Below are 23,070 nucleotides of genomic sequence, written 5' to 3'. Positions count from 1 at the left end.
AAGGCGTGATGCGGGACGTTGGGATGCCCGGGGGCACTACCGGTGGGGCTCAGCACCATCCCGCTGAGGCGGGGCCGGCGAGAGGGCCTGCTCAGCCGGCGCGCGAGGGGGAGCGGGCGGGCGGGTGCGGCGATCGAGTGCGTGATGCTCGACCCAAGGGACCGACCGCGCCGGCCGACGCAAGAACAGGCGGAAGCTGGTCTCGGTGGGCTGATGGACGGAGGAGGAGCCGACCACCTACCACATGTTGCCGTCGTCACGGACACGCCTCACCAGGGCGTTGGCCCTCGCGGCGAGGCTTCTCGGTGAACTCGGTTTCTCGAAGGGCCGGTTGCGCGCGTGGTGATCGCGGGGCAGGACCGCTGAGGGGGCCGGTTGCGCCGGTGCCGCACGGTTCGGTTCGCCCCAGGCCGGGCGGCCGTCGAAATGGGCAGGCCTCTGCCGTCTTTCGGTCACTTCCAGGCGGTGGGGGAGTGAGGTGCGTACTGTCAGGGGACGCATCGTGCGTGTCCTGCCCGTGCCGAACGGAAGGCGCCGCCCGTGCCGCTCACCGCACCCACCGCCGAACAGAGGGCCGCCGCCCGCCTGCTCTTCGACGCCGACGGTTACGCCCCGCTGCCCTCCCTGCTCACCCGGGACGGTTTGGACGAGCTGCGGGTGGAGGCCCGGCGGCTGGTGGACCGTGCCCGTCGCCGGGATCTCACGATGGCGTGCATGGACGACTCCCCCCGGCACATGACCACCCTCGGCGGCCACATCATCGCCCGGGAATCACCCCTTCTGTGCGCACTGTACGAGAGCCCGCAACTGCTCGGCCTCGTGGGCGAGGTTGCCGGCGAGCCGCCCGTGACGGTGCCCGATCCGCTGGAGCGGCACGTACTCAACGTCCTCCACCGGCAGGGCGACACCCACGGCGCGCACACCGACGACTACCCCTATGCCTTGGTGCTCTTCCTCGAAGCCCCGCACACGCCCGTCGACGGCGGCCTGCTCCAGTACGTGCCCCGGGCCGGCTCACTGGCCGACCTGGACACCGGCCGAGCCCGCCTGGCCCATCACCGTGCGGGCGACGCCTACCTCCTGCGCAGCGACACCACGGCGCACCGCGTCACCCCCATCACCCGCCCCGGCGTACGCCGCACGGTACTCAACTTCGCCTACACCACCCGTGCCGCTGCCCCGCGCAGCACCCCGTCGGCCCGCGAGCTGTACATGTGACAGCCCCATCTGGCACTCCGGTATGCGCACTCCGCGAGAACGGCTCCATCGGGTTGATCGCGGAAGCGGAGTCGCGCGGGCCGCTTCGGCTCTGCGGCCCCTTTCCGTCGGCGAGGGCGGACGTCCCGCCCTGAAGGGCGTTGCGGGCTACGAGTAGGACGGCGGCAGGCCGACCGGTACGGAATTTCATGCCCGCTGTGACGAGGCGTCGCATGCCTGCTCACAGACGCGTTGAAAATGTGATGTGAAGGGGACCTGACGAGCGTGCGGTCAACCGGTGACGCGCAGGCCATCCGTTCGGCTGACGCTTCAGTGCCCCAGGGCATGCCTCGGCCCGTCGCCGTGCACCGTTCCCACATGATCATGGGTGCCCCTGTGTCTCCACCGAAGGTTGAACGCCGCCATGGGAACCCATCCCACCGAAGTGGAATTGCCGCCCGTCTACTGCCCGTTGGAGTCCGCCGTCCACCCACGGGCCCGCCGCATCGAGAAGCGGTCCGTCGCATGGATCGACGGCAGCGGGATGTGCGCGTCGGAGCGTGAGAGGTCGTGGGTGGTGGCCACGCACAGCGCCGACTTCCTCGCGCGCTTCGTGCCGGTGGCCGACGAGGACCGGCTCTGGGCCGCGACCCTGTGGGTGTACTGGGGCTTCGCCTTCGACGACGCGCGCTGCGACAGCGGACCGCTGAGCACCCGTCCCGCCCAGTTCAACGCCCTGGCCGGCCAGGTGCAGCGGGCCTGCGAGACCGGACTGGCGGAGCCGGAGGATCGCTACGCCCGCGTGTTGCAGGACATCATGCGGCACTTCCGCTCGTTCGCGCCGCCCACCCAGGTCGCCCGCTTCGTCCATGGCCACCGGGCGTGGCTGTCCGGTGTCGCCTGGCAGATCGGCAACCAGGCGGCGGGACGCATGCCAGGACTGGACGAGTTCCTGTCCATGAGACTGCTGTCGGCGGGCGGCCATCCGACGTTCGCCCTGCTGGAACTGGCCACCGGGGCCGAGGTGCCCGACCGGGAGCTGTACCGGCCGGCGGTCCAGGCGCTGACCGAAATGGCGATCATGGTGGCCTCGCTCGACAACGACCGGCACTCACTGCACAAGGAGCTGAGCCGGGGCCAGGCCGACCAGAACATCTACACCGTGCTCATGGCCGTGCGCGAACTGCCCTTGCAGCAGGCGGTCGACGAGGCCAACGGCCTGCGCGACCGCATCCTGCGGCGGTTTCTGGCACTGCACGACCGGGTGCGGCCCGCAGCCGGCGAAGACCTCGTGACCTACCTCCAGGGCCTCCGTCACGGCCTGCGCGGCAACAACGAGTGGGGGCTGCGAGTGCCCCGCTACCTCAGCCAGGGCTACTGGCCGGACGAGATGGAGGACACGAGCCTGGCCTGGGCCGAGAGCCCGAGCGACATGCGGCCGGGACCGGTGGAGGGCGCCCCGTCCATCGCCTGGTGGTGGGATCCGGACCTCGGCTGAGCCGGTCCGTCCATCCGCACGTCGGCGACGGCCTTCGCGCCGACGGCGCCGCCGGCGATGGCCTCGCCCGCGTAGGCGGGCCGGTAACCGGCGGCGCGCATCCGTTCCATCGGGCTGTCTCTGTCCGGGCCGGTGCGGTCCAGGCGCCCGGGCCGGGCCGTGTCGGCGCTGTTCGCCCGGGCGGACCCTGCTGCACAGCAGTACTGCGTCTCGGCAGGTAACGTCCCCTCCCTCGCCCCCCCGGGGACAGGCGGACGTACGTCGCCGAAAGGCCCGCTGAAGGATCATTGGCGGACCAGGTGCGAAGTCACCGCCCCGGCGTCACCGGCTCCGACTACCGCGCCGGTCAGGCTTCGCGCTGGACCATCGCCGAGGCGATCTCCTGCAACTGCCGGTAGGCGTTCGCGGTCGGCCGGGCGCACGACAACGCCCGCAGCGCTCCCGCCATCTGCCGGCGAGCCTCGTCCTCGGCCGCCTGCCGCCCCCCGGACTTCTCCACCAACTCCTGTGCCAGGGCGACATCCTGCTCGTCCAGAGGACGCGGTGACTCGTAGAGGGACCGCAGCTCCCGCGCCGCCGAGTCAGTCCCCGCGAGCGCCGCCACCACGGGCAGCGACTTCTTGCGCGCCGCGATGTCGGAGCCGACCGGCTTGCCGCTGAGCCTGCTGTGACCCCAGATGCCGAGCACATCGTCCACGCACTGGAACGCGACGCCCAGCCGACTGCCGAATTCCCGCAACCCGTCGACCCGTTCGCGGTCGGCGCCGGCCAGCACCCCACCCAGTGCGCAGGCACAGCCCATCAGCGAGCCGGTCTTGCCCGCCGCCATGGCCAGGTACTGCTCCACCGACACATCGAGGGCGCCTTCGAATGCCACGTCGGCGGACTGCCCCGCCACCAACTGCCGCAAGGCGCCGAGCAGTTCGGTGACGGCCGCACCCGAACTCTCGGGCACCTCCGAGACCGCCCGCACCGCGGCGACCAGCAGGCTGTCCCCGGTCAGCACCGCCGCCGGGGTGCCGAACACCGACCACGCGGCGGGCCGGTGCCTGCGCTGCGCGTCGCCGTCGATGACGTCGTCGTGCAGCAGGGTGAAGTCGTGCACCAGCTCCACCGCGACGGCCCCCGGCAGCGCGCGGACCGCCTCACCGCCCACGGCCACGGCGGACAGCAGCGTCAGCGCGGGCCGCACCGCCTTGCCCCGTTGCCGAGGCACTTGGACGGGACCGCCGTCCGCTTCGACCCAGCCGCGGTGATAGCCGGCCACGCGGCTCTCCGGCGCCGGGAGCCCGGCGACGGCATCGCGCAGCGCCGGGACGACAAGGTCCTCGACCCACCCCAGACGCGGGAAAGCGGTGCGCGGGGCCGGATCGATGGTCTGCAACATGCGCTGCTCCTAGGACTGTGAATCGGGACTGCGAATCGGGACTGCTAATCGGATGTCGACAGTCAACCGCTGGGGCACCTGCGCGGAGCGGCACAGCACACCGCCGGCCCTCATGATCACCGGGGCGGCCCAGAACTCATACGGTGCACTGAGCAGACCATCGCAGGGATCTCGGGCCGGGCGCACCAGTGTCGCCGGGATCTGCTTGTCGGTTCCGGCCGCACACCAGCGGCCGGAACCGACAGCCGGGAAGCAGCGGGCAGCGGCGCTCTCTCAAGGCGGGGTGCAGATATGAAGGGCCGGCGCTTCGGTGCGCCTCAAGCACCTGGCCGTACAGCTTCGTGACGGCCGTTCCGCGCTCACGCAGGTCCTGCCCGCGACGCCGGCCGCGCAGGTTGCAGCGCACCTGACCGCCGCCAGGCCATCCGATGGGTGCTACAGGACAGCGACGGTGAAGGAGACGGGATCGGAGCCGTCCGAGCGCGCGGCGTCAGCGGACCACTGCGTAGGCGGTGCCGCCCCGTGGGCTCGCCGCGGCCAGTACCGAACCGTCCGCGTCGATGCCCGTCGCGCAGACCCGGCCCAGGGAGCGTTGCGGGACGAGCCGGATGTCGTGGCCCCGGCTGGTCAGCTCGGCCAGGACTGCGGGGTCGAAGCTGTCGCTCTCAGCTATCAGCGCACGCGGGGAGGCCTGTCGGGGAGTGAAGGAGGTGGGGACGTGGTCGGTGTGGAAGGCGGCCGCTTCGGTGGCCTGCTGCGGGCTCATGTGGAAGTCGATGTGGTTGATGAGGAACTGCAGTGTCCACTGGTCCTGTTGGTCTCCGCCGGGCGTGCCGAAGGCGAGGTAGGGGCGGCCGTCCCGCAGAACGAGGGAAGGGCTGAGCGTGGTACGGGGACGTTTCCCGGGGGCGAGAGCGTTGGGGTGACCTTCGACCAGCCAGGCCATCTGACCGCGTGTGCCGAGCGGGAAGCCGAGTCCGGGAATCACCGGAGAGCTCTTGAGCCAGCCGCCGCTGGGCGTGGAGACGACCATGTTCCCGTCCCGGTCGCAGGCGCTGACACAGGTGGTGTCGCCTTTGGCGTTGGTTTGCTGCAGAACGGTGGGGATGCCGTTGGCCAGTTGGGTGATCCAGCCGTGCCCCTCCTGTGCCGAGTGGTCCAGAACCGGGGGGATGACGGGTGCACGGCCCTCGGGTGAGCCCGGCCGCAGCGTGCCGGACGCCTGCGCCCCGATGAGAGCGCGCCGGTCGGCCGTATAGGAGGAGTCGAGCAGGGCGCTCAGGGGAATGTCAGCGTGCTCAGGGTCGCCGTACCAGGCTTCGCGGTCGGCGAAGGCGAGCTTGGCCGCTTCGGTCACGGTGTGCAGATGATCGGCACTGCCGAAGCCCATGGCGGTGAGGTCGAAGCCTTCCAGCAGGGCCAGTTGCTGCAGGAACGCCGGCCCCTGTGACCAGGGTCCGGGCTTGTGCACGCGGTGGCCGCGGTAGTCGAGGACCGCGGGTGCCTCCACGGTCGCCCGCCAGCCGGCCAGGTCATCGCCGGTGAGGAGAGCGTGATTGTGCCGGCCGGTGGAGTCGATCGCCGTGGAGGTGGCCAGGTACGTGTCGATGGCCTCGGCGACGAAGCCTTCGTAGAACGCGGTGAGCGCCGCGTCGGCCTGAGCCGTGCGGTCCGCTCCGGCCGCGCCGGCCTCCGCGACGATGCGCCGGAAGGTGCGCGCGAGGGCGGGGTTGCGCATGCGTGAGCCGGCCTGCGGAGCCTTGCCGTGGTCCAGGTAGGTGGCCGCGGACTGCGTCCACTCGTCGCGGAACAGGGAGGCCATCGCGTTGATCATCTCGGCTGCTTTCGGCAGCAGCGGGAAGCCGTCCTCGGCGTATGCGATGGCTGGTTCGAGCACGTCCGCCACGCGCAGGCATCCGTGGTCGCGTACCAGCCGCATCCACGCTCCGAAGGCGCCCGGGACGACTGCCGCCAGCAGACCGGAGCCGGGGACGTCCCTCAGCCCGCGCGCGCGGAACGCCTCGATGGTGGCCGCTGCGGGCATGGGGCCTTGGCCGCAGATGACCTGTACGCGACCGGTCGCCCCGTCGTGCACCATGATCGGGGCGTCCCCGGCCGGGCCGTTGAGATGCGGTTCCACGACTTGGATGACGAACGCTGCCGCCGCGGCCGCGTCGAACGCGTTGCCGCCGCGGTCGAACATGGCCATGCCTGATGCCGATGCGAGCCAATGGGTCGAGGAAACGGCGCCGAGGGTGCCGTGCAGTTCGGGGCGGAGCAGCAGCACTGGAGTCCTTTCGACGATGGCCGCCATGGCTGGCGGTTGCTCATGTGGTGGGCTGCGCCGTGTCGGCCAGGGTGCCGCGGGCAGTGGGTGCGACGCGTCCGGTGACGGCGCACTGTTCGGGCCGGCCGTTGTGCACCGTCAGAGCGCACTCGAGCCGTGCGGGCCGTCCCGCCTCGATGCCCTGAAGGAGGGTGTAGGGGTGTGTACCGTCTCGGGCGGGGAGCAGTCCGGTGTGCGCCAGCCACAGGCCGAGAGCCCCGGCCACGGGAGCGCAGGCGGGGTCCTCCGCAATACCGAACCCCGGAGCGAAGAGCCGGGTCCGCGCGGTGCGGGCGGTGGGGGACCAGTGCAGCAGACACAGTGCAGGCAGCCCGTCGTCCGTCATGCGCGGGAAGTCGGGCCGGGCCGTGGCAAGTGCTTCCGGGCGTACGGGGAGGAAGGCGAAGGGGGTGCCGAAGCCGGTGGCGTGCGGCTCTCCGGCCTGATCCTTTCTCGTCAGGCCGACGGCGGCCAGCAGAGCCCCGGCGGCCAGCGGATGGTCGGCCGGGTGGCCGCTCGCGGTGAATGTGGCCCGGTCGGCTTGCGCGTCGAGGATGTGCCGGGCTGTACCGCATTCCTGGACCAGCCGTCCCGGTGGGACGAGCCCGATCCGGACGAGAGTCGCGGCAGTGCCCACGCATGAATGCCCGCCGCCGGCGGACTCGCCGAGGGGAGTGAACACCCGGACTCGATAGGTGGCCTCCGGTGCACTGGCCGGCAGGACGAATACGCTCTCGTCTGCGCCGATCGCGGTGGCCGCCGCCAGCATGTCCTGCTCGGACAGTGTGGTGGCGTGCGGGACGACAGCCAGTGGGCTGCCTGCGTAAGGGGTTGCAGTGAACATGGACACCAGCTCGTAGTGGATCATGGGGTGCCTCCAGAGCGGATCACGGCCCGTGCGATCTCCGCGAGGACTTCGAGGCGACCCTGGTAGGGGGCACCACTGCGCGGCCAGTGGACGACCACGTCGGTGAAGCCCGCAGCGGCGAACTGCCCGCAGGCGTCCTCGTACGCGCTGACGGAGTCGGAGACGCCGCGGATCATCGCACCGGTCACCACCAGGCGGCGCACGGTGGCGGGGTCGCGCCCGATGTCCGCGCACGCCGCCTCCACCGCTCGCACCTGTGCGGCCAGCTGTGGCATCGCCCGGTCGAAGGGGACCGGATCACCCCACCCAGGCGTTCCGGCGGTGACCCAGATCGCGGCGTGGCGTGCGGCCAGCCGCATGCCGCGGGGGCCGGTGGCGGCCACGGCGAACGGCACCCGCGGGCGTTGTACGCAGCCGGGAACCGTGTGCGCGTCGACAGCGGTGAAATACCGGCCGGCGTAGTCGGTGACCGGTTGGCGCAGCAGCCGGTCGGTCAGGTCGACGAACTCCTCGAAACGGTCGGCGCGCACGCTCGGCGGCAGCGGGCTGCCGCCGAGCACGGTCTCGTCGTATCCGCCCGCCCCGGCGCCGAGGCCGCAGACCAGGCGCCCTCCGCTGATGTCGTCGAGGGCGATCAGATCCTTGGCGAACGCCACCGGGTGCCGGAAGCTCGGGCTGGTGACCAGGGTGCCCAGCTGGATCCGGGAGGTGGCGGTGGCCGCCGCGCTGAGCGTCGGAACCGTGCCGTACCAGGGCCCGTCGTGCAGCATCCGCCACATGAGGTGGTCATAGGTCCAGGCGTGGTCGAAGCCGAGGGCTTCGGCTCGTGCCCACAACTCACGGGCTCTGCTCCAGCGATGTTCGGGCAGCAGGACCACACCGTGACGGAACCGGCTCACCGGGCTACCGTTCGCGGGCGGTCGGTGGCCGGCAGACCAACGGCCAGGCGGGCGATGCGGAACAGGGACGCGGCCAGGTCCTCCTCGCACGCGGTCACCTCGGGCCGGCGCAGTTCTCGGGGGATCTCGCCGTCCGCAGGCACCGGGTACAGCCCGTTCGACCTCAGGTCGATGGCCAGGGCCTTTTGCCTGCGCAGCAGTTGGGCCGACATCTCGGGGGCGGACACCACCCCGCGCTGGGTGAGGAAGTAGCAGTCGAAGACCTCTCCCCACATGCGCGGCTGGGCGGTGTCGCGCTCGGTGATGGAGCGCTGGAGCAGGGAGCGGCCGCCGGTGACCAGCTTGGAGGCCACGCCGAAGTGGATCTGGTTGCTCAGCCGTACCTCCCGTGTCAGCGCCTCGACCTCGGACTCCACCACGGCAGGCGTCTTGCGGCCGCGGAAGAGACTGCGCACCGGCGGGTAGTCCAGCGCCCAGGTGCCGCTGAAGGTGGAGTGCAGCCGGTACATGCTCGGCCGAATGACGCCGTTGTAGACGGCGCGGTCGCTGGAGCCGGTGTACAGCAGCATCCCGCAGTATCCGCGTACGAATTCGGTGATGGCGGTGGAGAGCGCCGCACGCTCGCTCCCGCTTGCCGAAGGGAGCCGGGCGAGGGCGTCGGCGAGCAGCCGCCAGATGATGAAGGAGACCTGGTGGCCGGTGATCCAGCGAAACCAGAACAGCCGCTCCATGGTGTGGCCCACGGGAGGTTCGGGGATCTCGAAGCCGGCGTGGGCCGCTGCTTGCAGGCGGCGGCAGATCTCCTGGGTGTCGCTCTGCTCGACGCTGCCCCGGGCGGCGTAGGGCTCGCCCGGCTGCGGCAGGGTGAGGGGTTCGAGCCCGTAGGGGTAGTCGCTGAAGTCCCAGCCGCCGGTGTGGGGCAGGGCCAGGGCGATGGTCTCGACGGCGCGGCTCATCGATTGCCGCCGACCGGTAGATGGGCGAACTCGAACTCCAGGCCGTTGACGTCGAGGCAGTAGAAACTCTCCACGCCGTCGTCGTCGATCACGATGTCCGAGGGCGGGTCGGGCAGGCTGAAGGCGTAGCGGCCCGATGCGTACAACTCGCACCACACCGTGCGCTGTGCGCGCAGGCGGGCACTGTCGGCCACGGCCATGCACACGTGCTGGAACTGTGCCGGGTTCGATTCCGGCGGACCGGTGCCGGCCGCAACGCGTTCGAACAGGTGGAAGCGTGTGTCTCCAAGAGCCATCTCCAGCATGCGGGTGATCCCCGGCAGACGGTGGAGGGTGAGCGGGGAGAACACGTTCGTCGACCATGTACGGCGGCAGCCGAAGAAGTCCTCGTACCACGAGGCGCAGTTGTCCAGGTCGGTCGTCTGGACACCGATGTGGTGCAGACGTGCGGGCGAACGGTCCGTGGGGACGGACTTGGTGCTCATGCAACTCCTACGATGATCCGGTGCGAGTGCGAGTGAGGGGTGCGGGCGCGGTCACAGGCGCAGGTGCGGTCACAGGCGCACGAGTTCGAAGATCACTTCGCCGACCGCGAGGTCGATGGTGTGCTTGCGATGCAGACGCCAGCCGCCCTCCTCGAAGACCGATTCCCAGTCGGCGATCGTCGGAATGAACGTGCCCATCAGGTCGTGGGCCACCTCGAAGCCGAGCGTGAAGACGGGCAGGTCACGGTCGGCGGTGTCCGGCGTGCGCGTCGCATCGCCCAGCAGGAAGCGGCGGGCGCCCGGGAACAGTTCGCGCAGCCGCTGGAGTACGGCTACGCAGTTGGCCCGGGGCCAGAAGTCATGGCCCATCATGAAAGAGGTGAGCAGTTCCACCCGGTCGAACGCCTCGTGGGGAACCAGTGCCAGCACGTCGGCCTGGAAGAGGGTGACCCGGTCGGCCAGCCCTGCCGCGGCCGCCGCGCCGGCCGCCACGTCCAGGGCGGGGCGGGCGATGTCGATGCCCACGGCGTGGGCGGCGGGAAAGTGCCGCAGCAGTTGCAGGACCCGCTCACCGCTGCCGCAGCCCAGATCGGCCACCGAGGTGACGTCGAAGTCGAGTCCGCCGACGGCCTGCCAGAACCAGGGGTCGTAGGAGAAGGTGCTGATCTCGCGGCAGGCGAAGGCGATCGCGGCGCTGTCGCGCCGGTGGAAGTCGCCTTCACGGTTGTGGGCGTACACCACCTCGGGCATACGGCGGAACAGGTCCGCGCTGCCCTGGCAGAGCCAGTGGAAGAAGGACCTGGTCCGACATGCTTCGGTGAAGTTGACGCCTGGGACGATGCGGGTTCCTTCGCGTTTCACCACGTCGACGGCGGCCAGTGCCCGGAACAGAGCGAGCGCCGCAGGCGTGTCGAGCTGTTTGTGCGTGACGAACTGGTGGACGTTCAAGACGCCACGTTCGGATAGTTCATCCAGCGCACCTATCTCCCATGCGGCGCCGATGGCCGAGGCCGCCACGGCGGAGTTGAAGATGTGCGCCATGGAGAGCGTGGAGTCATCGGGCTGCGTCTTCATGGAACCCCTCATCTGTGTCGTGTCCTGTCCACCCCAAGGCACGGTCGCGGGTCGGTTGACGCGAAGACGTCGATGGCCGAGCGGTATCCGTCGTCTCGTCTCGGACTGCTGCCCCGTTTCTCCGTCTTGGCGCATGGGTGCACTGCGCAAGGTGTGCAGCAGAAGTCTGTGCGCCGCTTGCACCGGAGTTTTCGAGCAGGGGAGGGTGGGGCCCGATCGGCATGGGCCATGGGGTGGAGAAATAGAGAACCGAGTCCGTTGATTGAACCGCGGTCAAACGTTCAGGAGCGCATCACGGCGTCACACGCTCATGCATCGGAAGGCTGCTGACGAACAGGCGGGCGGCCCGCAGACGTGGCACGGGGGCGGGTCTCCGCTGCGGACCGGCTGCGGGCCCGTTGGTTCGCCCCGCTTCTTCGCGGTCACGTGCGTGCGGTCCCTCCCGGTCCGCAGGGCGTCGGCGAGGCTGCCGCCGTGCAGTGGGGATGAGAACCGTCGTCCGGAGTCGGCCCACCACAGTCAACTGGGGTCTGGGCACCAGTCGGTGGTCTGCGGATCCGTCAGTCTGCGGGGGTGCGATACCGCTCTGCGGCAAGGGTGCGCTGAACTTCCGAAGGCCAGGAGGAACTCTTTGGTCCACCGTCCCTTTGTTCATGCGCAAGGCATACCCACGCCTTCGCGAGCAGACACCGACCGCCACCACGTTGTTACGCAAGGTGCATCTTTGGGTATAGATTTAGCCAGCGCTGGCCGTGTGCTTCTCATGGCGTTCCATGTCGATCTGCTGGCGCACGACCTGGTCGAGCTCGTCGGTGCGGTATCCCGAGCGGACGGCCAATGTGTAGCAGGCGGCCGACAGGGCCGCGACAAGAAGCACGTCACTTCCGTACTGCAATGTCGGGCGCGGTCCCTCATCCCCGAAATACGCGATGAAGGGGAGCGGCACCAGCACAGGGAACACCCACAGACCAGCTTTGATCTGACGCCTTCCCTCATGGTCGGAGATCGCCCACAGCACGAGGAGGAACAGCACGATCAGTCCGACGAACGCGCCGGCGTACAGGCCGATCGGCCAGTGTTCACCGTCGGTGCCGACCTGGAACATCCATCCGGCCGACACGGCCACCACCACCCACGCCACGGCCCACGCCAAAGCGAAGGCGCCGCTGACGTTCCGGGAGGACCAGCCGTTCCTGACGCTGCTGCGTGCCGCGTACACCGGAAGTCCGGCAAAGAGAATAGTCGTCACATTGACCAGGGTGTTCCAGCCGGCGAAGTAGATCAGCAGCGTGGAGCACAGAAAGCCGGTGAGGAGCCAGAACCGCAGAAAAGGTATGTTGATGGCGCGCGGCAGATCGGGCGCCACACGCCGGAACACCGCCACGCACGGCCCGGCGAAAAGATAGCTGAGGGTGATCGCAGTGCCGACCATGCCGATGAAGACGTACCAGCTCGGCAGGGGCAGGAAAAGGAGAAAACCCACCACGGTGCACGTCACCAGAGCCACCCATGGCACGCCCCACCGGTTGATGCGCTGAAAGCCCGCCGGGACTTCCCCGTTGATGGACATGGCGTACGTGGTGCGGCCCGCGAGCCCCAGCATGACCCAGCCGGTCGCGGCCGGTGAAAGGGCCGCATCGCTGATCAACACGTAGGAGAACCACGCGAAGCCGGCGGCGGTAACCGCATCGATGAGCGGGGACGCCTGCCAGTTGCTGTTCAGCAGCCCGCTCCAGTCGCCGGGCCCCACACCTGCGCTTCGCCAGTCCAGCGCACCGATGAAACCCACCTGCAGACAGGTGTACAGCACCGCGGGAATGAGGATTCCGCCGACCAGCAGGGCAATCGGAATATTTCGCTTGGGGTTGATCGCCTCGCCGCTGAAATCGATGATCTGCCGGACTCCGCAGTAAGCGAAGATGATGCCCCCGCCGGATATCGCCCCGAATATTCCGCCCACGCCCATGGGGGTGAACCCGCCGAAATGGGTGAAATTCTCGGCCTTGAACGCGGTGAACATCATGGCGAACGTAACCGTCGGAATGAGAAGCTTCCAAACGGTGACCCATTTATTGCTCTCGCTGAGCAACTTGGAGCCGAACAGGTTGAGGCCGAGGAACACCAGCATGATGGCGCATCCGGAGAGAATTCCCTGCGGCCATGCCAGCACCTTGATTTCCCCGGACTGGTGCAGCACGCCCAGGCCGGGCCACTTCCCTCCCGCATAAGTAAGGATCGCCATTGTCTCGACCACCGGTACGGCGATGATCGCGACCACCGCCCCCCAGGCGTTGATCCAGCTTACGAAGGCGCCGTGGCTCATACGCGGATACCGCACGCCGCCGCCCGCGCGTGGGACAGCGGTGCCCAGCTCCATCCACGCGACGCCGATCACGGTGAAGAAGGCGGCACCGACGAGCCAGGACAGCACCGCCGCGGGGCCTGCGTGAGTGACGGATATCAGGCAGGTCAAAAGCCAGCCGGATCCGATTTGAACGCTCGTGGCGAGCCCGATGAGTCCGGTGAGCCCGATGGTGCGACGAAGGTGTACGTCAGCAGCGCCGTACTCGCCGGGCGACTCGTCCGCGATCATGACCACTTCTCCCTTGATCTTTTCCAGGCGAGGCCCACCAACGAAGGCCAATTGCTATCCGGCAAGCCAGATCTGCAACAGTCGGCCGGCTTCGGAAGCGTGCTCTCACTCGCCACCGCAAACAGCGCATGGCACGAGAGACCGCCCACACAAACGATGACGCGTTCACCCGACGAACGCGACTGGAGTGAGCCGACCGCATATCGTCGCCGACTGCCGGCCCTCGTCGTGGACAGGTTGAATGACGGGTCGGCACAGCCGTCCCATAAGTGAGTTCGTGTGAGTTCGTGTGAGGAGGGAAGAAACGTGACCTCGATGGCGCGCGCTCCGCGAGCTGTCCCGGCTGCAACCCGCCTCGGCGCCTGCCCATATGTTTGACATATCGACAGCTGAACAAACGCATTTTGCGAACGCGCATGGAAACGGTCACCGTGTGGGCATGGAAATGTCCCAGGGCACCGCCCGAACCTCCACCGGCACAGCCCTTGCAGCGCCGTCCCTGAGCGGCAACCGACCTGCCGGAGTGGCACTCATACTCTGCAGCGGTCTGTCCAACCAAGCTGGGGCATCCATGGCGGCACTGGCGTTCCCGGTGATCGGCCCGGCCGGGGTGGTCGCAGTCCGTCAGTACGTGGCCGCCGGTGTGCTTTGGGTGGCAGGCCGGCCACGCCTGCGGTCGTTCACCCCGGCGCAATGGCGGCCGGTTACCGCACTGGCGCTGGTCTTCGCCATGATGAACCTGTCGCTCTACGAGGCCATCGATCGCATCGGGCTCGGGCTGGCCGTCACCCTGGAATTCTGCGGTCCACTCGCCGTGGCCCTGGCCGCTTCCCGCCGCAGGATCGACGCGCTGTGCGCGCTGGCAGCCGCAAGCGCCGTCGTCGTGCTCACCCGGCCCTCCGCGTCGACGGACTACCCCGGCATCGGTCTGGCACTGCTGGCCGCCGCATGCTGGGCCTGCTACATCCTGCTCAACCGCGAAGTCGGCCGACGCCTGCCCGGTCTCGAAGGCCCGGCCGCGGCCGCACTCATCTCCGCTGCCGTCTACCTGCCCTTCGGCTTTCTGCAACTGTGGCGGAATCCGCCCACCACAACGGTCCTCGCCTGCGCGCTGGCAGCGGGTCTGCTGTCTTCGGCCGTGCCGTTCCTCGCCGACGCTTATGCTCTCCGGTGCGTGCCAACCCACTTGTTCGGCGTCTTCATAAGCGTCAACCCGGTGTTCGCGGCCTTGACTGGCTCCCTCGTGCTACACCAGCACCTTGACCTCGGAGCCTGGACAGCCATGTTGGTCATCGTCTTCGTCAACGCCGTGACTGTCGCAGCACCGCATCCGAGAGCAGTGCGCCGCCAGGAATGAGAGGACCCGGCCAGCGGTAGCCCACCACCCTACGAATCGCACACGCCGCAGGTCGCGCTGGCCTGGCACCGGCCACAAGCGTCACTCGCCCCGCCTGGCAACGAGATTCGCAGGTACGGCAGCATGACCGGGCGGCGTGCTCAGGCGGTGCTGCAGAACCCAGCCGGCAGTGGTTGCCACCCCAGTCGGCACCCTGTGCCGTCCAACGCCGCAACGTCCGCCGCTCCGCTGTCGCCGACACCTGGACCGCAACACGGGGTAGTGCTGACTGGCAGCAGCAGTTACACGGATGCTTCACACCTGCCACGCACAGCGGCGTCGCGCGTGAGGCCTGGCCCACCTCGTTCCGGCCCGCGCGCCGCCCTGGCCCTGTAACGGCGGTGCACCGCGGACGCCCTCACCTCCCGGCTGTGAGGCCGTCTTCGTCGGGCTCGTCCTGGGCGCTGAGGCCGGCCATCCACAGTGGCATCAGCCAGTGCACCACGAGCGCGCCGATGAGGACCGGGGCCGCGTACGCCGTAGGGGTGTGTCCGTCGGCCGCATCGGTGATCAGCAGGGCGGCGGCGCCCGCGGCCAGCAGCAGCGTCATCATCCGGTGGGCGCCGGCCTGGACCCGTGCGCGGTCGGCCAGTTGACGCTCGTCCAAGGCGCGGGTGCGCAGTTCGAGCAGGCCGCGGGTGGCGGCGTTGATGACCCCGGTGGCGACCATCCACGGCAGCGTCAGGGCGGCCACGGAGACCACCGCCCATATCTGACGGTCCTTCGCGAGGGAGAAGTAGGCCAGGAGCCCGCCGATGGACGCGGTCAAAAGCACGTGCGCGGCGACGACCAGACGCCGTCGGGTGGCCGTGGCGTACAGCGGCCGGGCCCGTCGGTCGTTCATGAGCTGCAGCATGCCGCGGTCGTAGCGGGTCAGCGGGGTGGTGGTCATGGCGCTTTCCTCCCGTAGAACTCGTCGGTGAGCGGCCGGAACGGCTCCAGCGAGAACAGCGCCTCCACCGGCAGCTCGAAGAACACCGCGATCTTCAAAGCCAGGTCCAGGCTCGGGTTGTACTGTCCGCGCTCGATGTAGCCGATGGTCTGGTAATGCGCCCCCACCGCCTCGGCCAGGCGCTGGCGCGAGATCTTCCGCTCGGCCCGCACCACGGCCAGCCTGTTGTGAACCTGCTCGCTCATGTATAAGAAGTACTACATCGCAAGTCATGACTGCAACAGGCATGAGAGTCGCGTGCGATCCATGCGCACCCTGTGGGGAGCGAGAACGGTGTCGAGGGTCAACAGCGCCGGCGCTGCTGCCGCTGCATGCCAACACCCTCCAACGGCCTGTCGGGCCCCTCCTGCGACGACCGCCACGCTGTCGTGGCAACCGCCCCGGCCGACACCCAGCCGTCGACGCCGTGCTCGGCGCGCGAGGAAGCGGTAGTGCTTTCACCACACTGTCTGTGCTGCATAAGGCCCCGGATGTCTGCCGTCGGGAAAGGCGGCTGTGAAGCCCGGTTGATGGTCACCACGCGGGGCGAGGTGAGGTTTGCGCGGTGAGTGAGAGTGCCGTGGAGGAAAGCGGGCGCACTGCGGGCGCCGGGAGGTCAGGTGCCAAGCAGGTCGGCCGAGACCTTCCAAAGGCGCTCGGCTGCAGCGGGATCGAGCGCCCATTCCTTGACGCCGTGCGGGTGTTGCGCGAGGTCGGCGTCGTTCGGCACGGTGTAGGCCTCCTGCGAGTCATCCAGGTAGTGGCCCCCGGACTGGGCGAACTGCGGGGCGACGGCCGCGACCATGGTGGTGGCGGCTCCCTGCTGGACCGTTTTGTACGTGAAGACGCCGGCGGCCTCGGCTGCGTCGAGTGACTGCTTCTGCTGAGCGGTGAAGTTGCGTTGCAGACCTGTCGCGACGCCGCCAGGGTTCACCGCGTTGGCGACGATGCCGTCGCACGCCCACAGACGGCTCGCTTCAACGGCGAAGAGGGAGTTCGCCGTCTTCGACTGGGCGTAGGCGGTCTGCGGGTGGTAGCTGCGCCGTTCGAAGTGGAGGTCGTCGAAGTCGATGCCGGAACGCATGTGCGCCGTCGAACTGACCGAGACGATCCGTGCCCCGTCGCGGTCGGACGCTCCGCGGGCCAGGGCACGGTGCAGGCCGATGGCGAGTGCGAGGTGCCCCAGATGGTTTGTCGCGAACTGCAACTCCCAGCCCTCGCGGGTGCGTTCGAGGCCACCGGTGACCACGCCCGCGTTGTTGATGAGCAGGTGAAGCGGGCCGCTCCACGCGTCGACGAACGACGTGACGGTGGTTCTGTCGGCGAGGTCCAGCCGGACGACGCGGGGGCGGATCCCTCCGGTCGAGCTCTCGATCGAACCTGCGACGGCGTCCCCCGCAGCCGTGTTCCGCACGGCGAGCGTCACCTGCGCACCGGCTGCGGTCAAAGCGCGGGCCGTCTCGACCCCGATCCCGGAGGAAGCTCCCGTCACGATCGCGCGGATGCCGGTGAGGTCGACGCTTTGCGCCACCTCGTCCGCGGTGCTGGAGGCGGTGAAGGACGTGGAGAGAGGTGCGTTGGCCGTCATACGAGGAAGCTATACAGATTAGGCGGAACTTGTATAGCTGGGCTTCCGCTCCTATGCTCGCCACTATGAGCAGCTCCGAGGCCGGCCCCCCGTCGTCACCGAACACCCATACCGACCGCCGGACCGCGGTATTGGACTCCGCTCTCGCGACGTTCGCTCGATTCGGCTACCGGAAGACCTCGATGGAGGAAGTGGCACGGGGGGCACACATCTCCCGCCCCGGGCTCTACTTCCTCTTCTCCTCGAAGGAGTCGCTGTTCCGTGCCGCCACGACCCAGGCCTTGGAACGCGACATCGCAGTGGTCGAAGACGTCCTGGCCGATGCCGACCGTCCTCTTCCGCAGCGCCTCCTCGAAGCCTTCGACCAATGGGCGGGCCGCTACGTCGGCCCGCTGGCACGCGATGTGACGGCGGTAATTGCGGACAACCCCCACCTCCTCGGAGAGATCGCACAGAGCGCTTCACGACGTTTCGAGGAATTGATCACGGGTGCGATCGCCGTCGAGTCGGGACAGGAGACGGCTGCCCCCGTCGCACAGACGATGATCAGCGCATCGATCGGCCTCAAGCACCAGGCCGCAACGCGGGAGTCCTACATCGAGCGCCTGAAGGTCGCCATCGACCTCCTCGTGCACTGACACACGCGGCGTGCCGCTTGTGCCCAGAGCCGGCACCTCCGGCCCTCGCGCACAGCGCTGCCTGCCTGTCTGCCTCGCGCTGTGACCGTTCGGCGCACCAATCACAGCGCGGTGCAGGCACCGCCGACCGGCGCGGGCTTTCGCCCAGCTGCATGTACGCGCTCCTGACCAGCAGCGACATGGCCTACGCGGCCACCCCCATCGCCACGATCGCCGAGCCCGGCCAGTTCAAGCTGACCAAGATGTACGACTTCAACGACCAGGCCGAAGCACTGAGAACCAACAGCAAACTGACTGTGGTGAACGATCCATTGACGGCGCTGGCCGCAACGGGCCACACGGGCAAGGACGGCCTGTGCTACCTGACCCGCCCCCTTCCATCCGGGTATCTGCGCCGACGGCTACTGCTGCAACAACGTACGGCTGGGTCGCCGACCTGCTGGAGCGCCGTCGGGTCACCGTCCGCGCCGGTCCCACCGCTTCGCGAACGGCGGGATCGCGGCGCTGCCCGACGCCCCGCGCCCCGGCCGCCCGGCAAGACTTCTTCGACCGCAGGACGACTGGGCGGCGCTGACCGCTGCAACGATCCGCACGAGCTTCGCTCAGCCCGGCCAGAGCGCCGTGAGGGCCCAGGTCGACACCTTCGCCAACATGCTCGGAGGCCAGTCCGCGAATCCGTTGAAACTGATCAACCGGGAGATCAAGCGCCACACCGGCATCGTCCAGGACTTCCCCAACGACGACGCACTACTGCGGCTGTTCACCGCCGTGCTCTTGCAATTGCACGACGAATGGACTGTCTTCCCTCGTCGCTGCATGCCCGAGGGCGGCATGGCCAAGCTCTACCGCGAGCGCCCCGACGGCGCTTCCGCACTACCCAAGACCACCACCAACACCACCACCACGACGACCGACTGATCGCTACACCAGCACAGGAGACGTGACCTGCTTCCTCCGATCCTGTGTGCAAAGACCGGCGGCTATGGGCAAATCAGGGGCCCAATGTTCGCCCCAGTAACAGGTGCCACCGCGCCACCTTAGACACCCGGTCGATGATTTTTGCCAAAGCAGCAAGGTGTCTTCGTGAATCGGCACGGCTGCGCGGACGCTGGTTCTCAAGCGCCCCGAACTGCAGGGGTAGGTACGAGAGGGCAACCGATGGCCAGCAGTGACATAGCCGCAGCCGCAGCCGCAGCCGCAGCCGCAGCGAGCCGGGCCGATGAGCAAGACACCGAGTCGTCCGCCCGCTTGGCCACTGTGCGCCACATCGCCAGTCGGTTCACGCTCTGGCCGCCACCGCTTCTGGTGAACTGGCAAATGGCACCCCGGTGCGCATTTCGCGTTGCCTCCAGGTGACGGTTCACAAGGGGCGCATCACTCGCGTCTGCGAGTTCGGCGACCAACAGCAGCGGCTGCCGCTGGATGAAGCCCTGCGCGCTGCAGACCGCTTCCGCAGCTGACACCTTCACCACCCCAACAACATCGTCAGGAGTCATCATGGACGTCTTTCTCACAGGTGCCAGCGGCTATATCGGCGGAGCTGTAGCCCGCCGTCTGATCCGCGAGGGGCACACGGTGCGCGGCTTGACCCGCACGCCCGGCGTGGTCGATGCTCTCGCCGCCGCCGGCATCACACCGGTCGTCGGGGACCTCGACGACGCGGCGCTGCTCAAGCGAGAGGCCGACCGCGCCGACGCGGTCATCAATACCGCGCACAGCGACCACCGCGGCGCTGTGGCCGCCTTTGCTGACGCTCTGCGGGGCTCGGGCAAGGTGTTGATCCACACCAGCGGGACCAGCGTCATCGGTGATGACGCCCAGGGCCAGTTCGAATCGGAGGTGGTCTTCGACGACGCGAAGCCTTTCAGCCCGGGGGACCACGAGATCCGGCGAGCTCGGTATGCCATCGACCGCTTCGTCGTCGATACCGGTGCGGCGGGGGTGCGTTCGGTGGTGCTGTGCAACTCACTGATCTACGGCAACGGCAAGGGACCGCGCCCGCAGACCGTGCTGATCCCGCCGCTGGTCACACAGGCCCAGGCCAGCAAGACCGTCCGCATCGTCGGACGCGGCCTGAACCGCTGGTCGACGGTGCACCTCGATGACATGGCGGACCTGTATCACCTAGCGCTCACCGACCCCGCGGCCACGGGCTTCTACTTCGTGGAGGGCGGTGAGGACGCCTCGTTCGCCGACATCGGTGCGGCGATCGCCCGTCGGCTGGGTCTGGGGCCGGTGGAGCCGTGGGACCTGGGTTCCGCTGCGGCCACGTGGGGGGAGGGTTTCTCCCGGTACGCCCTCGGCGCCAACAGCCGCGTACGTGCCACCCGGGCGTACGGCCTCGGCTGGCGCCCCTCGCGCCCATCGATCACGAACTGGATCGAGCAGGAAATGCCCTTGCCGTGAGGCGGTCGGCGCGTCGGTGGTGTGGTGGCGCGGCGAAAGGGCACGGTCGGGTGATCGCTCTCAGGGCTTTGAACAGCGCGATCAACCTTCGATGACACGAACGTGCGTCAGTCGAGGTGCGATGGCAAGGAGGAGCCGCAGCTCCCACCCCCGGCGGAGCCCGCCCGACTTCGCGAGGCCGCCGGCATCATCCAGGCCCGCCTCGCGCAGGCTCTGAAGTCCACCGTGCAGACGGTCAAGAACTACGAGAACGGCTGCTCCGAGCCGAAGTCACCGCGTCTGGAGACCTGCCAGCGGCTGCTGAACGGGTGGGTGGCGAAGTACCCCGCCCACGGAGCTCCCTCCGCCCTGGCCCCGGTGGCCGCGCGGCAGCCGCAGGTGCCGCAGACGTTCACCGGCCCGGCCGCCCCCCGGCCGGAGGCAAAGACGGCCGTGCCGGTAAAGGCCCCGGCCGTGCCCGAGCGTCCGGCCGCACGCCCGGCGACGTCGTTCTGCCGCCCGGCGGCGAAGAAGACCGTCAAGCCCGTGAGTGACCCGCGCTTTCCGCACGGCCCGCTCGCTGTCCTCGCTCGATGGCGACAGCTTCGCGTACGCCGTGGGCGGCATCGCACTGGACGGCCCGGCGGCCACCGTGGTGGTGCTGGTGCAGTGGACGCTGCGCCGAGTCCGGTCTCGGCGCGCCGAAGCTCAACCGGTACGGTGCTGGCGGGCGGCTTGGCGGCGGGCGCCGGACCCGTCGACGCGCTGGCGGCGGTAGGCGACGAGCGCCCAGCTCCGGCGGCGGCTCCGAAGAAGTTTCACCAGGTCGAAGAGGGTATTCGCGTCGAGCTTCGCGCTGCGGTCGGTTCCCCGGAAGTCAGCGGGGCCACCAGGCCGTACACCAGACCGTAGAGGACGCCGCCCGCGGCCAGGACCGCGACGGCGAAGGCGACTGCGAGAGCCCGGCCCACCCCTCATAACCGCAGCTCCCGACCGTCTGGCTTCGAGCGCGGCCTCTGATCGGATGTCATGAGAAGGGAGACTTCACGGGCAGACGCCGCAGTTGCAGAGATAGCCCGCAGGGTCACAGGCATCAAAGGTCCGCCTGCGCAACGTAAGGCTCCTGGCTGGCAAGCAGTGAGACCTCAGCGATCTCGGCGACGGTGGTGGCGTCGAAGTCCGTGTGGTTGTAGAGCTTCAGCGCCGCCTTCTCCAAGTGGCCTTGTGCGGCGGGTTCCCATCGTTTCTCATGCTCCGGTCCTCCCCGCCGATGACAAAGCCTGACACCAGAATGACGTCAGCCACTGCCGTCAAGGTGATGTCAGTTGCTGTCATCGGTGTTACGGTGATGTCATCCCTGACATCACGACCTCCGCCCCCGGCGGGGGGAGCCTTCAGCAGGAGGGCGCACCATGCGCGTTTTTGTCACCGGAGCGTCCGGACACGTCGGCTCCGCCGTCGTCCCCGAACTGCTCGAAGCGGGACACCAGGTCTTCGGTCTGGCCCGCTCGGACAAGTCCGCCGCCGCGTTGACGGCTGCCGGTGCCCAGGTGCACCCAGACGACCTGGATGATCTCGCCGGCCTCACCGCGGCCGCCGCCGCGGCCGACGGTGTCATCCACCTGGCCTTCAAGCACGACGCCATGTTCGACGGCGACTTCGAGGGCGCGGCAGCGGCGGATCTGCGCGTCATCGAGGCGCTCGGGGACACCCTGGCCGGTACCGGCAGGGCTCTGGTGGGCACGACGGGAACCGTCGCCTTGGCGGGCATCGAGGGCACCCTCACCGAAGTCGACGCGCTCGACGCAGCCCCGCGATCGACGCCGAGAACGCGGTCGTCGCACTCGCGGAGCGCGGCATCCGCTCGTCCGTCGTCCGTCGTCCGTCGTCCGTCGTCCGTCGTCCGTCGTCCGTCGTCCGTCGTCCGTCGTCCGTCGTCCGTCTCACTTCGACCGTGCATAGCACGCTCGACCGCAATGGCTTCATCCCGGCCTTGATCTCCATCGCCCGCTCGAAGGGCGTCGCCGCCTACGTCGGCGACGGGGCCAACCGCTGGCCCGCCGTGCACGCTTGACGCGGCACGCCTGTACCGGCTGGCGCTGGAATCCGCGTCGGCGGGGTCACGGCTGCACGCCGTCGACGACGAGTGGATCCCCTTCCGGCAGATCGCCAAGGCCATCGGCCGCGGGCTGGACCTGCCCGTGGTCAGCCTCCCGTCGACGCGGGCCGACGCCCACTTCGGCTTCCTCGGCGCCCTCGCCCAGGCCGACAACCCGTCCTCGACCACGCAATGACCCAGGACTTCCTCGACTGGAAGTCCGTCCAGTACGGCTCATCGACGACCTCGCCCAAGGGCACTACTTCGACGCCCCGGCGACCGCCACGCACTGAGCCCCCCATCCCACCGGTTCCACCGCGCCGCATCCCGACGGCGTGGCGGAACCGGTCCACACGACCCCTCACGCCCACGAAGACCGGCTGCCGCGCGCCCCGCGCCACACTGCAGCCGACACGGAGAGAAGGACATGAACATGAAAGAGCTATCCGCGCGGATGGACCCCGAACTCGCCGAGGCCCTGAAGGCCGTGCCGATGGGGGAGACGGGGGTGTTCAACCTCAGCGACCTGGAAGGGACGCGAGCCGGCGTCCGCGCCATGGCCGAGTCCATCGCCGCCACTCTCCCCGACGAGCCCACCGTCACCGCCCACGAGATCCGCGCGCCGCGTGCCGAAGGCCCCGACGTCCCGCTCCTTTTGCTGCGCCCCCAGAACGCGCCCGGACCACTGCCGGTCCTCCTCTGGTTCCACGGCGGCGGGCAGGTGATTGGTTACGCCGCCCAGGACGCGGCC

General features: G+C 69.0%; 19 protein-coding genes and 3 pseudogenes. 9 read left to right on the top strand and 13 right to left on the bottom strand.

Going from position 1 to position 23,070, the window contains the following annotated elements; genetic code table 11:
- Window positions 1-540 precede the first annotated feature (540 nt).
- The gene (locus tag ACH4RC_RS40955; protein WP_398209878.1) at window positions 541-1,218 is read left to right on the top strand and encodes a hypothetical protein; all 678 of its coding nucleotides are present in this window, start codon (window positions 541-543) and stop codon (window positions 1,216-1,218) included.
- Window positions 1,219-1,621: 403 nt separating this feature from the next.
- On the top strand, window positions 1,622-2,695 hold the full coding sequence (locus ACH4RC_RS40950) for a terpene synthase family protein (protein ID WP_398209876.1): 1,074 nt from the start codon (window positions 1,622-1,624) through the stop codon (window positions 2,693-2,695).
- A 346-nt stretch (window positions 2,696-3,041) separates the two neighbouring features.
- Here the strand turns inward: ACH4RC_RS40950 and ACH4RC_RS40945 are convergent, their stop codons facing one another.
- The 8 genes from ACH4RC_RS40945 to ACH4RC_RS40910 all read right to left on the bottom strand — a co-directional run bounded on the left by ACH4RC_RS40945 (window position 3,042) and on the right by ACH4RC_RS40910 (window position 13,283).
- Window positions 3,042-4,082 (bottom strand): polyprenyl synthetase family protein, encoded by a 1,041-nt coding sequence (locus ACH4RC_RS40945; protein WP_398209874.1) that lies wholly within the window; start codon window positions 4,080-4,082, stop codon window positions 3,042-3,044.
- Window positions 4,083-4,572: 490 nt separating this feature from the next.
- On the bottom strand, window positions 4,573-6,396 hold the full coding sequence (locus tag ACH4RC_RS40940; protein WP_398209873.1) for a gamma-glutamyltransferase family protein: 1,824 nt from the start codon (window positions 6,394-6,396) through the stop codon (window positions 4,573-4,575).
- 13 nt (window positions 6,397-6,409) lie between these two features.
- Window positions 6,410-7,276, bottom strand: coding sequence for a PhzF family phenazine biosynthesis protein (locus ACH4RC_RS40935; RefSeq protein WP_398209871.1), 867 nt, complete (start codon window positions 7,274-7,276; stop codon window positions 6,410-6,412).
- Window positions 7,273-8,175 carry an LLM class flavin-dependent oxidoreductase gene (locus ACH4RC_RS40930; RefSeq protein WP_398209869.1) on the bottom strand — a complete coding sequence of 301 codons (903 nt, stop codon included), beginning with the start codon at window positions 8,173-8,175 and terminating at the stop codon, window positions 7,273-7,275. Before ACH4RC_RS40930 ends, ACH4RC_RS40935 begins: the two co-directional genes overlap by 4 nt.
- Window positions 8,172-9,131 (bottom strand): hypothetical protein, encoded by a 960-nt coding sequence (locus tag ACH4RC_RS40925; protein ID WP_398209867.1) that lies wholly within the window; start codon window positions 9,129-9,131, stop codon window positions 8,172-8,174. Before ACH4RC_RS40925 ends, ACH4RC_RS40930 begins: the two co-directional genes overlap by 4 nt.
- Window positions 9,128-9,616, bottom strand: coding sequence for a VOC family protein (locus ACH4RC_RS40920; protein ID WP_398209865.1), 489 nt, complete (start codon window positions 9,614-9,616; stop codon window positions 9,128-9,130). Before ACH4RC_RS40920 ends, ACH4RC_RS40925 begins: the two co-directional genes overlap by 4 nt.
- A 69-nt stretch (window positions 9,617-9,685) precedes the next feature.
- Window positions 9,686-10,690: an SAM-dependent methyltransferase gene (locus tag ACH4RC_RS40915; protein ID WP_398209863.1), complete on the bottom strand. Its 1,005-nt coding sequence runs from the start codon at window positions 10,688-10,690 to the stop codon at window positions 9,686-9,688.
- Window positions 10,691-11,426: 736 nt separating this feature from the next.
- On the bottom strand, window positions 11,427-13,283 hold the full coding sequence (locus tag ACH4RC_RS40910) for an APC family permease (RefSeq protein ID WP_398209861.1): 1,857 nt from the start codon (window positions 13,281-13,283) through the stop codon (window positions 11,427-11,429).
- A 571-nt stretch (window positions 13,284-13,854) separates the two neighbouring features.
- Between ACH4RC_RS40910 and ACH4RC_RS40905 the strand changes: the two genes are divergently transcribed.
- Window positions 13,855-14,640, top strand: coding sequence for an EamA family transporter (locus ACH4RC_RS40905; protein WP_398209860.1), 786 nt, complete (start codon window positions 13,855-13,857; stop codon window positions 14,638-14,640).
- A 397-nt stretch (window positions 14,641-15,037) separates the two neighbouring features.
- Here the strand turns inward: ACH4RC_RS40905 and ACH4RC_RS40900 are convergent, their stop codons facing one another.
- The 3 genes from ACH4RC_RS40900 to ACH4RC_RS40890 form a co-directional block, all read right to left on the bottom strand.
- Complete coding sequence (locus tag ACH4RC_RS40900) at window positions 15,038-15,571, bottom strand: hypothetical protein (RefSeq protein ID WP_398209859.1); 534 nt, start codon at window positions 15,569-15,571, stop codon at window positions 15,038-15,040.
- Window positions 15,568-15,816 (bottom strand): helix-turn-helix transcriptional regulator, encoded by a 249-nt coding sequence (locus ACH4RC_RS40895; RefSeq protein ID WP_398209858.1) that lies wholly within the window; start codon window positions 15,814-15,816, stop codon window positions 15,568-15,570. The genes ACH4RC_RS40900 and ACH4RC_RS40895 overlap by 4 nt, the downstream gene beginning before the upstream one ends.
- 410 nt (window positions 15,817-16,226) lie before the next feature.
- Window positions 16,227-17,198 carry an SDR family NAD(P)-dependent oxidoreductase gene (locus tag ACH4RC_RS40890; RefSeq protein ID WP_398209856.1) on the bottom strand — a complete coding sequence of 324 codons (972 nt, stop codon included), beginning with the start codon at window positions 17,196-17,198 and terminating at the stop codon, window positions 16,227-16,229.
- A 65-nt stretch (window positions 17,199-17,263) separates the two neighbouring features.
- Here ACH4RC_RS40890 and ACH4RC_RS40885 point away from each other — a divergent pair, with 65 nt between their 5' ends.
- From ACH4RC_RS40885 to ACH4RC_RS40870, 4 genes and pseudogenes are all read left to right on the top strand, one after another.
- On the top strand, window positions 17,264-17,836 hold the full coding sequence (locus tag ACH4RC_RS40885) for a TetR/AcrR family transcriptional regulator (protein WP_398209854.1): 573 nt from the start codon (window positions 17,264-17,266) through the stop codon (window positions 17,834-17,836).
- A 651-nt stretch (window positions 17,837-18,487) separates the two neighbouring features.
- A complete protein-coding gene (locus ACH4RC_RS40880) occupies window positions 18,488-18,754 on the top strand; it encodes a transposase (protein ID WP_398209853.1) in 267 nt (88 codons plus the stop codon).
- A 579-nt stretch (window positions 18,755-19,333) separates the two neighbouring features.
- Window positions 19,334-20,242 (top strand): NAD-dependent epimerase/dehydratase family protein, encoded by a 909-nt coding sequence (locus ACH4RC_RS40875; protein WP_398209852.1) that lies wholly within the window; start codon window positions 19,334-19,336, stop codon window positions 20,240-20,242.
- Window positions 20,243-20,344: 102 nt separating this feature from the next.
- A pseudogene (locus ACH4RC_RS40870) lies at window positions 20,345-20,488 on the top strand (hypothetical protein); the annotation flags it as partial.
- Here ACH4RC_RS40870 and ACH4RC_RS40865 read toward each other — a convergent pair.
- The gene (locus tag ACH4RC_RS40865) at window positions 20,485-20,763 is read right to left on the bottom strand and encodes a hypothetical protein (RefSeq protein ID WP_398209888.1); all 279 of its coding nucleotides are present in this window, start codon (window positions 20,761-20,763) and stop codon (window positions 20,485-20,487) included. The pseudogene ACH4RC_RS40870 and the gene ACH4RC_RS40865 sit on opposite strands and share 4 nt — an antisense overlap.
- A 551-nt stretch (window positions 20,764-21,314) precedes the next feature.
- Complete coding sequence (locus ACH4RC_RS40860; RefSeq protein ID WP_398209850.1) at window positions 21,315-21,437, bottom strand: hypothetical protein; 123 nt, start codon at window positions 21,435-21,437, stop codon at window positions 21,315-21,317.
- A gap of 196 nt (window positions 21,438-21,633) precedes the next feature.
- Between ACH4RC_RS40860 and ACH4RC_RS40855 the strand changes: the two are divergent.
- Both ACH4RC_RS40855 and ACH4RC_RS40850 read left to right on the top strand, forming a co-directional pair.
- Window positions 21,634-22,612 (top strand): annotated as a pseudogene (locus tag ACH4RC_RS40855) (SDR family oxidoreductase).
- A 140-nt stretch (window positions 22,613-22,752) separates the two neighbouring features.
- Window positions 22,753-23,070, top strand: a pseudogene (locus tag ACH4RC_RS40850) (hypothetical protein); the annotation flags it as partial.

The sequence above is a fragment of the Streptomyces sp. NPDC016845 genome (assembly GCF_044332585.1).
In the GTDB taxonomy this organism is placed as follows: Bacteria; Actinomycetota; Actinomycetes; order Streptomycetales; family Streptomycetaceae; genus Streptomyces.
This window is presented reverse-complemented; position numbering and strand designations above follow the sequence as displayed.

Excerpts from the sequence above, each read along its gene's own strand:
- ACH4RC_RS40950 (WP_398209876.1), top strand. The coding sequence starts at position 1,622 with ATGGGAACCCATCCCACCGAAGTGGAATTGCCGCCCGTCTACTGCCCG.
- ACH4RC_RS40945 (WP_398209874.1), bottom strand. The coding sequence starts at position 4,082 with ATGTTGCAGACCATCGATCCGGCCCCGCGCACCGCTTTCCCGCGTCTG.
- ACH4RC_RS40940 (WP_398209873.1), bottom strand. The coding sequence starts at position 6,396 with ATGGCGGCCATCGTCGAAAGGACTCCAGTGCTGCTGCTCCGCCCCGAA.
- ACH4RC_RS40935 (WP_398209871.1), bottom strand. The coding sequence starts at position 7,276 with ATGATCCACTACGAGCTGGTGTCCATGTTCACTGCAACCCCTTACGCA.
- ACH4RC_RS40925 (WP_398209867.1), bottom strand. The coding sequence starts at position 9,131 with ATGAGCCGCGCCGTCGAGACCATCGCCCTGGCCCTGCCCCACACCGGC.
- ACH4RC_RS40920 (WP_398209865.1), bottom strand. The coding sequence starts at position 9,616 with ATGAGCACCAAGTCCGTCCCCACGGACCGTTCGCCCGCACGTCTGCAC.
- ACH4RC_RS40915 (WP_398209863.1), bottom strand. The coding sequence starts at position 10,690 with ATGAAGACGCAGCCCGATGACTCCACGCTCTCCATGGCGCACATCTTC.
- ACH4RC_RS40910 (WP_398209861.1), bottom strand. The coding sequence starts at position 13,283 with ATGATCGCGGACGAGTCGCCCGGCGAGTACGGCGCTGCTGACGTACAC.
- ACH4RC_RS40905 (WP_398209860.1), top strand. The coding sequence starts at position 13,855 with ATGGCGGCACTGGCGTTCCCGGTGATCGGCCCGGCCGGGGTGGTCGCA.
- ACH4RC_RS40900 (WP_398209859.1), bottom strand. The coding sequence starts at position 15,571 with ATGACCACCACCCCGCTGACCCGCTACGACCGCGGCATGCTGCAGCTC.
- ACH4RC_RS40895 (WP_398209858.1), bottom strand. The coding sequence starts at position 15,816 with ATGAGCGAGCAGGTTCACAACAGGCTGGCCGTGGTGCGGGCCGAGCGG.
- ACH4RC_RS40890 (WP_398209856.1), bottom strand. The coding sequence starts at position 17,198 with ATGACGGCCAACGCACCTCTCTCCACGTCCTTCACCGCCTCCAGCACC.
- ACH4RC_RS40885 (WP_398209854.1), top strand. The coding sequence starts at position 17,264 with ATGAGCAGCTCCGAGGCCGGCCCCCCGTCGTCACCGAACACCCATACC.
- ACH4RC_RS40880 (WP_398209853.1), top strand. The coding sequence starts at position 18,488 with ATGCTCGGAGGCCAGTCCGCGAATCCGTTGAAACTGATCAACCGGGAG.
- ACH4RC_RS40875 (WP_398209852.1), top strand. The coding sequence starts at position 19,334 with ATGGACGTCTTTCTCACAGGTGCCAGCGGCTATATCGGCGGAGCTGTA.